The organism is Hymenobacter sp. J193, from assembly GCF_024700075.1.
GTDB lineage: Bacteria > Bacteroidota > Bacteroidia > Cytophagales > Hymenobacteraceae > Hymenobacter.
Genome location: NZ_JAJONE010000001.1, coordinates 916,397 through 931,476, shown reverse-complemented (window position 1 = coordinate 931,476; position 15,080 = coordinate 916,397). Strand labels below are relative to the sequence as shown.

At 60.7% G+C, this 15,080-nt stretch carries 16 protein-coding genes; 5 read left to right on the top strand and 11 right to left on the bottom strand.

Annotated elements, in window-relative coordinates; genetic code table 11:
* Positions 1-42 precede the first annotated feature (42 nt).
* A complete protein-coding gene (locus LRS06_RS03965; protein WP_257870285.1) occupies positions 43-1,239 on the bottom strand; it encodes a zinc dependent phospholipase C family protein in 1,197 nt (398 codons plus the stop codon).
* A 141-nt stretch (positions 1,240-1,380) separates the two neighbouring features.
* Between LRS06_RS03965 and LRS06_RS03960 the strand changes: the two genes are divergently transcribed.
* Positions 1,381-2,418: a hypothetical protein gene (locus LRS06_RS03960; protein ID WP_257870284.1), complete on the top strand. Its 1,038-nt coding sequence runs from the start codon at positions 1,381-1,383 to the stop codon at positions 2,416-2,418.
* Positions 2,419-2,504: 86 nt separating this feature from the next.
* Here LRS06_RS03960 and LRS06_RS03955 read toward each other — a convergent pair whose 3' ends face one another.
* Complete coding sequence (locus LRS06_RS03955) at positions 2,505-3,164, bottom strand: hypothetical protein (protein ID WP_257870283.1); 660 nt, start codon at positions 3,162-3,164, stop codon at positions 2,505-2,507.
* Between the two features lie 76 nt (positions 3,165-3,240).
* Positions 3,241-3,759 (bottom strand): CinA family protein, encoded by a 519-nt coding sequence (locus LRS06_RS03950; protein ID WP_257870282.1) that lies wholly within the window; start codon positions 3,757-3,759, stop codon positions 3,241-3,243.
* A 298-nt stretch (positions 3,760-4,057) separates the two neighbouring features.
* Between LRS06_RS03950 and LRS06_RS03945 the strand changes: the two genes are divergently transcribed.
* Positions 4,058-4,309, top strand: a complete 252-nt coding sequence (locus LRS06_RS03945; protein WP_257870281.1) for an acyl-CoA-binding protein — start codon at positions 4,058-4,060, stop codon at positions 4,307-4,309.
* Between the two features lie 100 nt (positions 4,310-4,409).
* Here the strand turns inward: LRS06_RS03945 and LRS06_RS03940 are convergent, their stop codons facing one another.
* Together LRS06_RS03940 and LRS06_RS03935 are read right to left on the bottom strand one after the other, a co-directional pair.
* The gene (locus LRS06_RS03940) at positions 4,410-4,634 is read right to left on the bottom strand and encodes a CDGSH iron-sulfur domain-containing protein (protein WP_196953222.1); all 225 of its coding nucleotides are present in this window, start codon (positions 4,632-4,634) and stop codon (positions 4,410-4,412) included.
* 170 nt (positions 4,635-4,804) lie between these two features.
* Positions 4,805-5,326 carry a GNAT family N-acetyltransferase gene (locus LRS06_RS03935; RefSeq protein WP_257870280.1) on the bottom strand — a complete coding sequence of 174 codons (522 nt, stop codon included), beginning with the start codon at positions 5,324-5,326 and terminating at the stop codon, positions 4,805-4,807.
* Between the two features lie 138 nt (positions 5,327-5,464).
* Between LRS06_RS03935 and LRS06_RS03930 the strand changes: the two genes are divergently transcribed.
* On the top strand, positions 5,465-6,133 hold the full coding sequence (locus LRS06_RS03930) for a hypothetical protein (RefSeq protein WP_257870279.1): 669 nt from the start codon (positions 5,465-5,467) through the stop codon (positions 6,131-6,133).
* Between the two features lie 9 nt (positions 6,134-6,142).
* On the opposite strand, the gene LRS06_RS03925 is transcribed toward LRS06_RS03930, so the two are convergent.
* Positions 6,143-6,586, bottom strand: a complete 444-nt coding sequence (locus LRS06_RS03925) for a hypothetical protein (protein WP_257870278.1) — start codon at positions 6,584-6,586, stop codon at positions 6,143-6,145.
* 301 nt (positions 6,587-6,887) lie between these two features.
* Here LRS06_RS03925 and LRS06_RS03920 point away from each other — a divergent pair, with 301 nt between their 5' ends.
* On the top strand, positions 6,888-7,511 hold the full coding sequence (locus LRS06_RS03920; protein WP_257873377.1) for a deoxynucleoside kinase: 624 nt from the start codon (positions 6,888-6,890) through the stop codon (positions 7,509-7,511).
* A 209-nt stretch (positions 7,512-7,720) separates the two neighbouring features.
* Here LRS06_RS03920 and LRS06_RS03915 read toward each other — a convergent pair whose 3' ends face one another.
* The 5 genes from LRS06_RS03915 to LRS06_RS03895 form a co-directional block, all read right to left on the bottom strand.
* On the bottom strand, positions 7,721-8,392 hold the full coding sequence (locus LRS06_RS03915; RefSeq protein ID WP_257870277.1) for a DUF2461 domain-containing protein: 672 nt from the start codon (positions 8,390-8,392) through the stop codon (positions 7,721-7,723).
* Positions 8,393-8,445: 53 nt separating this feature from the next.
* Positions 8,446-9,261 carry a DUF547 domain-containing protein gene (locus tag LRS06_RS03910; protein WP_257870276.1) on the bottom strand — a complete coding sequence of 272 codons (816 nt, stop codon included), beginning with the start codon at positions 9,259-9,261 and terminating at the stop codon, positions 8,446-8,448.
* A gap of 178 nt (positions 9,262-9,439) precedes the next feature.
* Positions 9,440-10,258: an MOSC domain-containing protein gene (locus tag LRS06_RS03905; protein ID WP_257870275.1), complete on the bottom strand. Its 819-nt coding sequence runs from the start codon at positions 10,256-10,258 to the stop codon at positions 9,440-9,442.
* Positions 10,259-10,394: 136 nt separating this feature from the next.
* A complete protein-coding gene (locus tag LRS06_RS03900) occupies positions 10,395-11,354 on the bottom strand; it encodes a S8 family serine peptidase (RefSeq protein ID WP_257873376.1) in 960 nt (319 codons plus the stop codon).
* Positions 11,354-12,028, bottom strand: coding sequence for a S8 family serine peptidase (locus LRS06_RS03895; RefSeq protein WP_257870274.1), 675 nt, complete (start codon positions 12,026-12,028; stop codon positions 11,354-11,356). The genes LRS06_RS03900 and LRS06_RS03895 overlap by 1 nt, the downstream gene beginning before the upstream one ends.
* A gap of 385 nt (positions 12,029-12,413) precedes the next feature.
* Here LRS06_RS03895 and LRS06_RS03890 point away from each other — a divergent pair, with 385 nt between their 5' ends.
* A complete protein-coding gene (locus LRS06_RS03890; RefSeq protein WP_257870273.1) occupies positions 12,414-15,017 on the top strand; it encodes a PIG-L family deacetylase in 2,604 nt (867 codons plus the stop codon).
* Positions 15,018-15,080 lie beyond the last annotated feature (63 nt).

Sequence of the window (15,080 nt, the reverse complement as noted above, 5' to 3'; positions counted from 1 at the left end):
CGCTCCGGGGGACAAACATACCTATTCAGAGGAATCCAGCGCCTACCAGCCGTCGTCGGCCTTTTTCTCGGCTTTCTTGGCGGGCTTTTTCTCTTTTTCCTTGCGCTTGGTACTGCCTTCGTCGGTCTTGGTCTTCACTTTTACTTTCTCGGCCTCAGCCGGAGCGGCGGGCGTTTTGGCAGCAGGCTGGGGAGTGGCGGGCGGCGGCGGGGCCATGTCGGCGGCCGGCCGGATCAGGTCGGGGGCTTCTACCGCTTTTTCCTTGAGTTGCGCCAGCAGCAGGTTCTGGGGCACCAGTTGGTTGTCTTTCCAGGCCGCGAGGTGCTCATCGAGCTTGTCTTTTTCTTCCTTTTCGATAGGCTTTTTCAACATTTTATCGAGGTTGGGGGAGCCGGCGTCTTTCCAGGCTGTCAGCCACATAGAGCCCACGAAGCTGGAAGCCAGCTGGATCCGGAACATCACCATGCCGCCTATCTGCGCCTTGTCGTAGGCGTCGGCAAATTCATCGGAGTAGGCGCGGCGCGTCTGGCCAAAGCGGTGGGAGAAGACGTATTTCTGCTCAGGCGTGAAGTTGCGCCCGATCTGCTCCTCAATATCGAAGGTGGCGCCCAGGAATCCGTACGACTCCTGTAAGGCCTGCCAGGTGTCGGCCAGGGGCGTTTTGGTGTATTTGGCCGGCTTGTTCTGCAGCTTGAAGTCAGCAATATGACGCTCCGGTACCTTGTTTTCCCAGAGCGGCTGAATGCCTTCCTGGTTGGAGAGCTGCCCGTTGTGGTTCACGGTGGTGCGCAGCGGCGCGTAGGCATCGGCCACATAATGGCTCAGGTCGGCCGAGAGGCGCACAATCTGGGCCGTATCGCCGGCGCGGAAGGCCTGGGTGAGCTTCTGGCGCACTTCATCTATCACCCAGGGCAGGGTACCATACTTGCGCAGCGTGTCGGCTTTGTACTTCGCCGTGGCCTTCTCCCACTCCTTGGGTACCGAGCCAAACGGGTTTTCGCCGTAGTGGTCCATGTAGATGAAGTGGCGGCTGGCTTCCATCGAATCGTTTTCGGCCCGCTGCTCGGCGGCGTTGGAAAACTGTACCAGTTGGTTCAGATGCCGGAAATAGAAGCCCTGCATGCTCCCGGGCAGCGAGTACACGGCCAGCTGCGTTATGACTTTGTGGCTGAAACCGCCCCAGCCCGGCGCGAAAAACGGGCAAAGCAGTACCAGTAGCGTAAGGCAGATTTTCTTCATAGCAACTCCGGAATAGGATGGACGGCCCGCTTGGGCAACGCTCAAAGTTCGGTATTTTTCCGGGGTAGCAAAAAACGCGCCGCCCGTCCTGCTACCGCTCTTTCCCGTAACGTTACGGACTGCTCCCCGTTTTTTGTTTCCGTGACTACCATCTCCAGAAAGAAAATTTCTTACCCCATCAGCGAGCGGCTGCGCCTGTACCTGCAGCACTACGACCGGGAAGCGCCATTGCCCATCACCTACGCCGATCTGCTGCGCAGTGGTGGGGCCTACCCGCTGCTCGACCGCCAGGGCCGCGACACGCTCTGGGAAACCCTGTTCTACGAGCCCCAGACGCTGCAGGAGCTTAGCCACGGCCTGACGGAAGTGTATGCCCTGCTGAAAACCGGCGGCGACCTGTCGTTTACGGAGCACCTGCTGGCCGACCGCATCGACTACTGCCGGTTTGGCAACAGCAACCCCTTCCGGGTGCGCATCGTCAACCAGTTCAACGACAACTACGACTACTTCTACGTGAAGCGGGCCGATGCCTCCCGCGTGTACGGCCTGGAGCTGGAGCATCTGCTGGCACCTAACTCCATCAACTACCTCGTCAGCGGGGCCACGCTCATCGAGGAGCACATTGCCGGCATTCCCGGCGACGACTTCATCCGCGACCGGCTGCAGCGGCCCCACCTTAATCAGGTGCGTATTGCCAAGGAGTTTGTGAAGTTCAACGAGCGGTGCTTTGCCCGGCTGCTGGGCGATATGCGCGCCTACAACTACGTGGTGGACGTGACGGCCGACTTCGAGGACGAGCAGTACCGCCTGCGCGCCATCGACTTCGACCAGCAAAGCTATGAGGGCCGCAAAACCATGTACCTGCCCCAGTTTTTCAAGGATAACCGCTCCCTGGTGCAGCTCTGCGCCCGCCTGCTTTCCCCGGAAAGCATCCGCCAGTACCAGACCGAGGAGCGCACCCTGATGCTGCGCCGGGCCCGGGCCGAGCGCTACCGTCTCAAGGATCTGCTGGACTGTATGCGGCAGGAAACGCTGGCCCCGCCTGCCAAGGTTGCCCAGCTGCGCCAGGAGCTCAACGAGCACCATCACACCACCCGCTTCGACCGCTGCGACTCCATGGGCGACATCGTGCGCCTGCACCTAAAGATGATGGTAGTGCGCATGCGCCTAACTACGTAGCGGCTGGTCGTGCCTAAATACGCGCAAGAGGACCGCCTCAGGACCCTAGCGCTGTAAGCAAGCAGGAGGTGTTGCCCGACGAAAAACTACCACTGAGGCTGCCCCAGATTGATGACCAGGCCCAGGGAAACTTCCACGCCACCGGGGCTGATAACATCTACCAGGTCGCGCAGGCGCTGCGAGGGGGTGCTATACCCATTCTGGTACGTTACAGGGTCGCCGGTGAAGCGGGCGCCGTAGCCTAGCGTGCCCAGCAAACCCAGCCGGCCCGGCTGCCAGCGCAAGCCGCCGCGCAAATGCAACACGCCACTGGGGGCCATGCTGTAGATAGCCTGCTCCTGGTCCACGGTAATTTCTACGTTGTCGATGCGGCCGGTACGCGCCAGGTTCACCCCGAAGTAGGGGCTAAGCTCACCCTGAGGCCGCAGAAAATACCGTGCGCCCACCCCGATTTTACCGCCTACACCAATACCTACACCTGCATTTATGTCCAGGTTAGGCATTACCAGATACGCGTACGAAACGCCCCAGCCATAGGGCGCACCCCAGCCGGCTTCAATGCTGAGGCTGGACTGGTGGTAGCGCGAAGGCTGTTCGCTCAGCAGCGGAACTGGTATCCGCGGCTGGTCCACTGCTGGAACCGGTGGGTTGGCGGCGTTGGGCTGGGTTTGTAGTTCGGTCTGAGCCTGCGCATAGCTCACCGTCGATAAGGCCACCGCAGTGGTCAGAATAACGAGTTGTTTCATAGCACCCCAAAGATGCGCGGAATCTGAGAGGAGGGAAACAACAAGTGTTAAAAAATTAGGAAGTGAGCGGCTTTTCTTAGCTGCCGTGTACTTCGCCTACCGGAGACTCCTGGCGCCGGCTGAGCAGCTCACCGAGCTTGGTGTAAATAAACTCGGCTGCCTGGTCGCGGAGCTTGTCGGTGGGGCCGGGTAGCAGCTCGCGGTATTCCTGAGCCCGGCCTTCTACCAGCATCGTCACAAATACGGTGCCCGAGGGCTTGTCGGGGGTTTCGGAGGCGCCGGGTCCGAACAGGCCCGTTATGGCCACGCACACATCGGCCGTAGGCAGTTGCTGCTGCAGGCCCTGCGCCATTTCGTTGGTTGTCTGCTGACTTTCGGCCGAGTAGGTATCGAGGGTTTTCTTTTTCACGCCCAGCAGGCGTTGCTTGGCTTCGCCGTGGTACGTGACTACGGAGCCCAGCAGTACCTCACTGATGCCCTGGGCCGGGGCCAGCTGGGCCGCAACCCAGCCACAGGTGCAGCTTTCGGCAAGGGCCAGCGTGAGCTTGTGCTGAAGAAACTGCTTTACCAGATTATCAACCGAGGAGGATTTCATAGGGGCAGAGAAGAAGTGCGCAGCCTCCATACGCCACCATGCCTGCTACAAGTTGCAAGTGTTGAGCTTGGCAGCAGCCGGCAAAACCGACGTCAACAGCTGTTCTATGCCCTGTTGTAGCCTAAAGCGCACCCGCTGCCGGAAAAGAAATCAGCCTGGCCGGAAGGCGAGAAAAAGCGGGATTGTGGGAAAACAATGCGGCATGCCTACTATTCTGTGGGCAATGCGTACCTTTTGGCGGACCCGCCCGGTTGGGTGGCGCCAATAGGTTTCTTTTCATTTTTCAACCACCTACTACATGGCCACTCCCGAAGACTTTGAAGCCGCTGCCGCCCGCAGCAAAGAGCTACCCGCCAAGCCCGACAATACCACCCTGCTTAAACTCTACAGCCTCTACAAGCAAGGCAGCGAAGGCGACGTTTCCGGCAACCGGCCCGGTGGCTTCGATTTCAAAGCCATAGCCAAGTACGATGCCTGGGCAAGCCAGCGCGGCAAATCCCAGGAAGAAGCACGCCAGGAGTACATCGACTTCGTGAACTCCCTGTTTTAAGAGGCTAAATAGTTAAATGGCAGAACGGTTACCGGATTGGCTGACAAGCTGTACAACCCAATCCGGTAACCGTTCTGCCATTTAACTATAAAACCATTTGCTACACCTTGGGTGCGGGCAGGTCGAAGGCTTCGGCGTTGTGCTCGAAATGGCCTTTGTGCGACCCGTCGCAGAAAGGCTTGTTTTTGGAGAGGCCGCAGCGGCAGATGCTGATTCGCTCCCGGCCCGCCAGGCCGTAGGCGTTGCCCTGGGCATCTACGAGTTCGAAGTCGGGGCCCTCTACGCGGAGGGAGCCATTGCTGAGGACGGTGATTTTGGTAGCCATAAGAAGGAAGAAGGAAAAGAAACCCCAGCCGGAGCCCGGGCAGAAAAGAACACGCGGCCGTTGTTGCCAAATGGCCGCAAGCCGCAAGTAACGCTATTTGAGAAGATGCCGGGCTACCAGCCCGAACCAGCGGCAGGAGCGGCGGAGCTAGTAATCTGGCGTGGAAGCACCTAGCGCAGCTCTTTGCGCATCACGTAGTCGTTCATCCAGTAGGGGCCAATGGGAATGTCCTCCTCGTGGTGGCGCAGAAAGCCCTGCCGCTCGTAGAAGGCCAGCGCGGGGTTGTGGCGGTTCACGTTCAGCTCCAACGCCCGGCCCCCGGCCTGGCGGGCGGCCTGCTCCACGGCGCCAATCAGCTGCTGGCCCAGCCCCTGGCCCTGGTGAGAAGGCAGCAGATACAGCTTATGCAGCTTAAATATGGCCTCGTCAGCAGGCAGCAGGCGGGAAAACGACGCGAAGCCGGCCGCGTGTCCGTCGGTACGCAGTAGCAGAAACGTGTGGCCATCCTCGTTTATCTGCCGGTGCAAAGAGGCCGGCGTGTAGATGACGCGGTACATATACTCCAGCTGCTCCCGCGAGATAATGAAGCGGTAGGTAGGCTCCCAGGTAGCTTCGGCCAGGCCGATAATGGTCGGAATGTCGGCCAGGGTGGCGGGCTGAATGCTGATGGCAGCGGCGGCAGAAGTCGTCATACGCTGCAAAAACGGCATTATTTAAACCAAAACCGAACCCTGGCGGGCCAATTCCTCGTTTTTGGGCCGGAAATTGCCGCTTGCGGCCTGCCACAGCCTACGGGAGGCTCGTTGCCTTACCTTCCCGCTCTTCTGCCTATGAAACGTTGCCTGCTTTCCTTTTCCGTTTTTGCCGCCGCACTGGCCGGGGCGCCGCTGTCGGCCTCGGCCCAGCAAACCACCGACGCTTCTACCACTACGACGCCTACGCCCGCTTCCTCGGCCGTGGAGCGCGACCTGCGCACCTTTACCGATTGGGTAAGCCAGACGATGACCAAAGCGGAGGCGGGAGCCCGCCGGGAGTGGCCCCGCCTGATGTCGGACTTCGACCGCCAGAGCCAGCGTCTCGACCGCGCCGCCGACAGCCTTTCCGTGCAGTCGAGGCGCGAGTATGCCGCCGAAAAAGCCCGCTACAAGGAATGGGCGGCCGAGCAGCGCCGCCTGGAAGCTCAGGCCCGTCAGCCCGAAACCACCCAGCAAACTCAGGACCGCCTGCTCAATGAGAAAGTGCAGGTGAGCCGCGCCCGGGCTACCGAGCTGCCCGACCTGTACGAGCGGTTACTAATAACAACCCGCGAGCAGAAGCGCCAGTGGACGCAGCGCGACTGGGCCGCAGCCAGCGAAGTGCTTAGCCGCCTGAATGCCCGCTACGAGCTGGTGCGCCAGCAGCTGAGCCTGGAAGAGCGCCTGCGCATCCGCACGCTCCAGGGCGAGTTTCGTACCCTGGAAGGCGCCCGCGCCACCAAAGAATACCTCAGCGAAAAGTAGTCGGTGATGCTAGGAGGCGGCCCGGTGCTGGTGTAGCAGCCAGCGCCGGGCCGCCGCGGCATCGTAGAACAGCTGGGCCGGCAGCAGGTGAGACACGTGCTCGACGAACTCCTGACTGATGTACAGATTGCGCAGATCGGGGGAGAATATGTAGGCAAAAGCCCGCAGCCCTGCTTCCATAGCCAGTGGTAGCCACTCAAACTCCAGCCACGACATAGCCTCGGTCCAGTCGCCGGTTGCTTCGGTCTTGTCGTTAAGAATCAGGGATATGCGGTGTTCTTTGTGCGCGGCAAGCTCGGCTTTGGCAGCTAGAATAACGGCTTCAGCCGTGAGGTTGCCGTACCACTGAATGTACAGCAGCTCATCCTGCGGGTAGTACCGAAAGGCGGCTACCGGCATGCCATACCGGTCAGGGATGATGCCCAGGTCTTCGAAATGCGCGGGAGACGTCATAAAGCCGAGCGTAAGATAGGAACTGCTAAACATACGTGTTTCTCTGCTTCGGGTGCTACTGGCTAGGTGCAAGTATTTCGGGGTTGCCTGCTAAGCATTTAGGGGTTACTATTCCGGGACCGGGGCTGGCGGTGGGTGTTGTGGGGCTGGTTGTTGGATGATGACCAGCCGAAATAGGAAGCTGGCAGGAAGATGCTGCTTAGGAGTTGGCTGCCAGCTTTTCCGGCTGGTTTGGGTGCAGCGTGGGGCCGGAGTTTCCGCTACTTTTGTGGCTCACGTTCCGCTCACGCCTGCCTTTCTCATGCATATTGCCATCGTCGGTAACATAGGTGCCGGCAAAACCACCTTGGCCAATAAGTTGGCCCACCACTTCAACTGGGAAGTGTTTCTGGAAGACGTCGACCACAATCCGTACCTGAAGGATTTCTACGACGACATGCCGCGCTGGGCCTTTCACCTGCAGGTGTACTTTCTCAACAGCCGCTTCCGCCAGACGCAGCGCATCAAGCAGCTGCAGCAGGCCAGCAAGGGCGTGATTCAGGACCGCACGATTTACGAGGACGCGCACATCTTCGCGGCCAACCTGCATGAGTCGGGTTTGATGACGGAGCGGGACCACCAGAACTATCTGAACCTGTTTGACTCGATGATCAGCATGGTGAATCCGCCGGATCTGCTGCTGTACCTGAAAGCCGACCTGCCCAAGCTGATTTCGCAGATCGAAAAGCGTAACCGCGACTACGAGAACAACATCAAAATCGAGTACCTCAAAAACCTGAACGAGCACTACGAGCGGTGGATCAGCAGCTATAAGTATGGCAAGCTGCTGATCGTAGACGTGAACCACCTCGACTACGTGAACAACCCCGAAGACCTGGGCATCATCGTCGATAAGATCAATAGCACCCTGTTCGGGCTTTTTTAAGTTGAATGGCTTTCTGGCTGAATAGCTATCATGGCCGGAAAGCACGAAGAAGCTCTTCGTCCTGGCCACTGTTGGACGCTCTGAAGTTTAAAAGGCCCTGACGTGTGGACATCAGGGCCTTTTTTTGTAGAAGACATGGCCTGGGTTTGTGCGGGAAGGATGGCGTTGCGTCGCTCGTCGGGTCATATGCAGCCGGAAAGCCATTCAATTCAATCTTCCATCATGGCCTCGTTGAGGAAGCGGACGAAGGGCTGGGCCGCTTGCCAAGCGGCCAGTACGCGGGCCGGAAAGTCGGGCCGCAACACGTCGGTGTCGGGTACGGCCTGCCACACAAAGAAGCTTTTCAGCCGCAGCCACTCGATGTCGGGGTCTTCGCGGTCGTAGCCCTTAGGAGCAGTTTTTAGGGCCTGGGACTGGTCGAGGCCCTTGGGGAAGTGGTGCAGCAGTTCCGGGGCCTGGCGCAGGGCGTGGAATTCGGTGGGGTTGTAGTGAATTTCCTGCCGGACGCGGGTCAGTTGGGCCGGCTCAGGCATCCAGCGCCCGGCGCCTATGTAGGTTTCGCCGCCGGGCTCCAGCGCAATAAAGTAGCCTGCCCATGGGCTGTGGCGGCCGCCGCGCTTGATGCCCGCGCCCATGTGGCGCTTGTAGGGCTCGTCGCTCTGCTGAAACCGGTCGTTTTTGTTGATGCGGTACATCACGTCCGAGGGCGCGAGCGGGGCCAGGCCGGGCTCGAAGGTGGCGGCGCCGCGCAACAGCTCGGCTATCAGCTGGGTGTAGGCGACGCGCGCGCGCTGGTAGTCGGCGCGGTGCTCATCCATCCAGGCTTTGTGGTTGTTGGCGCGCAGCTGGCGCAAAAACTCCAGGACAAGGGCATTGTTCATGCCTGCTTGAACTCTCACGGCCGGCCGGAAGTTGGCTCAACCAGCGAAAAAACTTAGGGCTTCTTCAGGGCCTGCGAGTCGCTGAGGGGGAGCCGGTCATTGAGGTGCCAGTCGAAGGGCAGGAAGCTGAACGTGGTGCCGGCGGCCAGCGGCGCATGGGCGTAGCGGTTCACAAATGCCAGCAGGGCCGGCTGACTGGTGCCAAAATCGGCCCCATACCAGTCAAACAAACTCGAAAGTTGCGGCTGTGGCTTGGTAAGCTGGTTGTAAGTGGGGTCGTTGAGGAAGCGGCGCGTCTGGGCTTCCAGCTGCTGCTCCAGGCGGGCACCCTCATAGGCCTCGTTCAGCAGCGGGGGCGAGGATACGGCGGCCTGCACCAGGGCAAAGTGCACCCGCGCGTCGCGGAAAGCGGCCTGCAGAAACTGCTTTTCCACCTGATTCAGGGAATACGTCTGCCCGCCCGCGTACACAACTGGGGCTTCCCAGGGCGAAAAGCTACCCGTGGCCTTGGACTTGATGCGCGTATCGGTGAGGCTGCTCAGCGGGTAGTACTGCAGCACCAGGCTCACCACGTTGGCGTTGTAAGCATTTATCCAGTAGGCTTTGATGTCGTTGGGCGACCAGGCGGCCGGGTCGGGAGCCGTTTCATCCAGCTGTTCCAGGTACTCGGCCAGGGCGTCCTCATCGGCCCGAAAGCCCCGGTAGTCCACGCGGCCATCGGCCAGCACGTGGCGGGAAAGCAGCGCCGTCCAGGCGGCATGGGAAGGCGCTGGCCTGGCCGCAGCCGTAGCCAGCGTAAGCAGCCAGCACAGCACCACAATGCCGAGCAGCCTGCTCGCAACGCGAAAAGCCGGGGTCAGAAGCAACACAATAAAGCGCAACAGGTGTGTAGAAGGGCAGGTAGCTGCCTGCAAGCTAGTCGTGTTCTATCCGCTCAATCTTGGGAGGCCACACGTGCCCGGCTTGCAGGCAGATACCTCAAAAGTACTAGCTTACCGCTTGTTATCCAACTGCCTGCGTGCCTATGTCCCGGCTAGCAGCGCTGGGCTATTTCCAGCTCAGTACCTGTACTGTGTCGCCCACGCGTAGGGTGCCGTGGCCAGGACCGGTAACGTTCTGCCCAAACATGACTTTGCTGCCCTGGGTGCGGTAAGAGGCAAGGGTGCGCAGGGGCTCAGCGCCTTTCTTAGCGGTTTGCTGGTCGATGGTCGTCATCACGCAGCGGCCGCAGGCCCGCACGGCCCGGAAGGGCAACTCGCCTACCCGGAACTCGTGCCAGGAGTCTTCTTCCCAGGCCGTGCCGCCCTCGAACACGAGGTTGGGCCGGAAGCGGTTCATGGGCACGGGCTCCGGCAGCCGGGAGTTCAGCTCGGCCAGCGCTTCGGTGCCAGCCAGCAGGAAGGGGTAGCCATCAGCGAAGCTTACCACGGCATCGGCGGGGTTGAGCTCGGGCTCCACGGAGCGCACCACCATATCCGACATATACACCAGGCGGCACTCCCGGCCCAGGGCCGTGCTCAGCCACTCGTCGGCCTCGCGGGAGCCGCGCCAGGCAAATACCATATCGTCCCAGATGGTTACGAACAAAGTGCGCTCGGGCGTAGCCTCGAAGGGCACGTACAGCGGCAGCAGCTCGGGGCGTTGGCGGTGGGAAAGCAGGAAGCCATTGTAAGCCGGCGAAACCTGCAGCAAGGCCATATCCGCGTGCTGACGCTGGGTCATGAACTGGTTGCGGTGGTCCACAATCAGCCAGCGCCGGTCGTGGCGCAGGCCCCGGGACGTCACCTCCGCCTCCGTCACACGGATGCCGCCCAGGGACTTCACAGGGTAGATATACAGATCGGAGAGGAGGAGAGGTGCAGCCATGCCGCAAAGGTAGCGGAAGGCCGCCAGCCACCGAACCGCCGGTGGCTGGCTTACGCTGAAAAAACCGCATACCAGGGTATAAGCGTTGTGCCAAAGCGGCAACCACACAGGATGCTCTACTTAGCCCTTTTAACGCTTACTTCGTAGCGGCGGCTTCCTGCTGCTGGGCCAGGAGTACGGCCTGGTACAGATTCACGAGGCCGCCGGTGCTGGAAAGCGTGCCGAAATCCACCAGCTTATCCGTGCCAGGCTGGCGCACCTGCACCTTGCTGGGTACCGCCGATTGCAGGATAATGCGCTTGAGGTCCTGGGCCGTGAGGCGCGGGAAGTACGATTTTAGTACAGCAGCTATGCCAGCTACCACGGGCGCGGCCATGCTGGTGCCACTTAGGTTGCCGTATTCGCTGCCGGGCAAGGTGGAGTAGATTTGCACGCCGGGCGCAAACACGTCTACCTGCTGAGGGCTGTAGTTGGAGAAATCGGCCACAAGGTGCTCATTGGCCGTGCGGGCAGCAGCGCCAATGGTCAATAGGTTGGGGAAGGGCTGCCCGGCTAGGGTGCGGGCCGCCGGGTACTGGGCCACCTGGTCGAGGTTGTTGGCTTCGTTGCCGGCCGAGTGTACCAGCAGCACGCCCTTGCTGCCAGCGTACTTGATGGCGTCTTCCACGGCCTGGCGCTGGGGCGAGAAGTACTTGCCGAAGCTCATATTGATGATCTGCGCCCCGTTGTCCACGGCGTAGCGGATGGCGTTGGCCACGTCCTTATCGCGCTCATCCCCGTTGGGCACGGCCCGCACGGCCATGATGCGCACCGGCCCGCCGGCCACGCCCAGCACGCCCAGGTTGTTCTGGCGGTCGGCGGCAATGATGCCCGCCACGTGCGTGCCGTGCATGGGGTCGGGGCCCATCACGTCGCGGTTGCCGTAGCTGCGGTCCTTGGTGTCGTCCGGGTTGTCGCCCACGATGGGGCGCGGGTTGAAGGCCGGGTCGAGGGAAAACTCTACCAGGTTCTTGTTTTGCTCATAGGCCTCCTTCATCTCCTTCAGCACCGATTCCAGGTCGGGCTGGTCGTACTGACGCAGGTTCAGGTAGTACATCAAAGCCACTCGCGCAGCTGCTCATCGGGCGTAGTAGGGTTGCGCAGAGTAGCGGTATCGAGGCGCGAAACGCCCAGCTCCCGGCGCAGCTTGTCGGCCAGCTGCTGGGTTTGCTCATACACGGCCTTGATCTGCGTGTACTGCGCGTGGTCTTCGTCGTAGTGGGTTTTGTAGGACTTCTTTACTTGCTGGTAGAGGTCGTACTCGGCCCGCTTGGCCTCGGGCACGGCCGTGCGGGCTTTGCCTTCATACAGAGGTTTTAGCTTGGCGTAGAGGCGGGTGTCTTCGTAGGATTCCACGTCCACGTTGCGGCCGTCTTTGCCACCCAGGAAATTCCAGCCGTACACGTCGTCCACGTAGCCGTTGCGGTCATCATCCTTACCGTTGCCGGCAATTTCCTTGGAATTACGCCAGAGCACCCGCTTCAGGTCCGCGTGCGTGGTATCAATACCGCCATCAATCACGGCTACGATGACCGGCGAGGCTACCCGCTTGCTGAGCAGCTCCTGGTAAGCCCGCTGGGCGCTGATTCCCTGCACCCCGTCGGCTTTGGGGTCGAGCAAATGCCACTGCGGGGCAGGGAGGGCCGGGGCTACCGGGGCCGAAGATTGAGCCTGGGAGGTAAGCGGCAGAGCACTCAGGCCCAGCAAACAGATAAAAACGGGGATACGCATGCGAGAAAATCAAGTAGACTACCGGCCCCCTGGCAACTTTGGGGCCGGGAAGATACGGGAAGCTACCGACGCGGACTGGCCGCCTGGGTTGCCGGCTGCGGGTAGAAACCCAGTTAAGCGGCCAAGTGGTTCCGGGCCTCACCCCAGAGCACCAACGTCAGCGCCCAATCTGGGAGCAGATGTTGCGGGTATAGCGCACCTGTACGCCGCTACATCGGGCGGGCTCCGCTCAGTCAAAGCGGTAGAGATGCTTCGACTTCGCTCAGCATGACGGCCTGATGGCGCGGCTTCCGGCGCAACCTCGGCGGGCCGGGCGGGTTCTATACGGCCGAAGGTGAAACCCAATACCTTTACGCCCCGCGTTCTTCTCTGCTTTCGTATGCGCATGCGCTTTCCTCACTTCCGCCGCGCCGCTCTGGCGACGTTCTTACTTCTTACTTATTCCTGCTTAATTGGCGCAGCCCACGCCCAGGCGCCCAAAACCTGGTCGTCCAGTGAGATACTGCTGGGGCTGAAGAAGCTGAACGTGCTGGGCTCGGCCCTGTACCTGGCCGCCCACCCCGACGACGAAAACACCCGCCTGATTGCCTACCTCGCCAACGGCCGCCTGGTGGAAACCGGCTACCTGAGCTGCACCCGCGGCGACGGGGGCCAGAACCTCATCGGCCCGGAGCTGCGCGAGCAGCTGGGCGTCATCCGCACCCAGGAGCTGCTGGCGGCCCGCCGCATTGATGGGGGCCGGCAGTTTTTCACCCGCGCCAACGACTTCGGCTTCTCCAAAACCCCGGAGGAAACCTTTACCATCTGGGATAAGGAGCAGGTTTTGGCCGACATGGTGTGGGTCATCCGCCAGCGCCGCCCCGACGTGCTGATTACCCGCTTTCCGCCCGACGCCCGCGCCGGGCACGGCCACCACACCGCCTCGGCGCTGCTGGCTATTGAGGCGTTTTCGGCCGCCGCCGACCCCAAGCGCTTCCCCGAGCAGCTGAAGTTTGTGCAGCCCTGGCAGGCCAGGCGCCTGGTCTGGAACACGGGTTCCTTTTTCGTGAAGCCCGGCGAGAACATGGATGGCTACCTCAAGCTCGATGCGGGCGGTTACAACCCGCTGCTGGGCCAGAGCTACGGCGAAATTGCGGCCCGCAGCCGCTCCCAGCACAAAAGCCAGGGCTTTGGCTCGGCTGCCACGCGGGGCGAGGCACTGGAGTATTTCCAGCTGCTGAAAGGGGAGCCCGCCAAAACCGACCTGTTCGAGGGCGTGGACATGACCTGGAACCGGGTGCCCGGCGGCGCAGTTGTGGGTAAGCTGATTGATGAAGTGATTCGCAAGTACGACCCTAGCAACCCGAGTGCGAGTGTGGCGGGGCTGCTGAAGGTGCGGGAGCAAATTATTCAAATACGTCCTAAAAAGAAACGCACTGATGAATTGGCTAAAGCAGAGCGCAATGGACCAATTACGCCAGGGTTGCTTGAAATATTAGGCCAGAAGGAGGCGGACGTAGAACAACTGATAACTGTATGTGCTGGGCTGTATTTTGAGGCGACAGCAGCCGAAGAAACTGCAGTTCCGGGGCAGAAATTAAAAGTGACTGTTGAACTGGTAAACCGCTCAACATTGCCCTTGGTTATTGAAGAAATGTGGTCATCAAGAGTTGAGATTAAGAATTCAAATTCGACTATGTCAAATCAATATGCAATTGACTTAATTAAAAATCCAACTCCGACTACACCAAATAAATATATAATTGATTTGCCATTGTCGCCGAATTCAAATCCTTCAGTATTACATTGGTTGAAAGAACATTCAACTGCCGGAATGTATGCAGTAAGTGACCGAGAGCTACGCACTGAAGCGCAGACGCCACCAGTAGCTTATATACACTTCAAGGGTAAAATAGGTGGAGTAGATTTTGTGCGTTATGATACCCCCGTCCAATACAAAAGCACCGACCCAGTAGAAGGGGAGAAGTACCGCCCGCTGACGGTGGTGCCGCCGGTGGCCGTGAACATCGGCGGGCGGGCCTACGTGTTTGCCGATACCCAGCCCAAAACGGTGCCCGTGACCTTGCGCGCCGGCAAAGCGGGCGTGAAGGGCAGCGTAGCCCTCACCCTGCCCGCCGGCTGGAAGGCCGAGCCCGCCAGCATCTCCTTCGACCTGGCCGCCAAAGACGCCGACCAGACGGTGTACTTCCAGGTGCAGCCCGGCGCGGGCGCGGCCGAGGGCAAAGCCGAGTTGCGGGCCGTGGCTACCGTGGATGGCCAGCCGTACACCCGCGGCATCCAGACCATTCAGTACAACCACATTCCCACCCAAACGCTGTTTCCCGAGGCCGTGGCTCCGCTCGTGAAGCTCAACCTCAAGCGCAAGGGCCAGGAAATCGGCTACCTCATGGGCGCCGGCGACGAGGTGCCCGACGCCCTGCGCCAGGTGGGCTACACCGTCACCCTGCTCAAGCCCGAGGACGTGACGGAGGACCGCCTGCGCCGCTTCGATGCCGTGGTGCTGGGCGTGCGCGCCTACAACACCGTGGACCGCCTTCGCTCTTTGCAGCCCACGCTGCTGCGCTACGTGGAGCAGGGCGGCAACCTGGTGGTGCAGTACGTGGTGAGCCGCGGCACGGTGCTGCCCGAAATCGGCCCGTACCCGCTCACGCTCTCCAACGACCGGGTGACGGTGGAAAACGCGCCCGTGACGCTGCTGAACCCCAAGCAGCCGTTGCTGAACGCGCCCAACCAGATTACGGCTCAAGACTTTGAAGGCTGGGTGCAGGAGCAGGGCCTCTACTACCCCAGCAAGTGGGACCCCAAATACCAGACCGTCATCAGCAGCCACGACCCCGGCGAGCCGGCCAAGGAAAGCGCCATCCTCGTCGCCGATTACGGCAAGGGCCACTACATCTACACCGGCCTGAGCTTTTTCCGGGAGCTGCCCGCCGGCGTGCCCGGCGCGTACCGCCTTCTCACAAATATGGTGTCGTTAGGGAAGAAGTAGACCATATTTCCTTCTCTGTCATCCTGAGCAGCGCGAAGGACCTTCCTCATTTCTACCACTGCC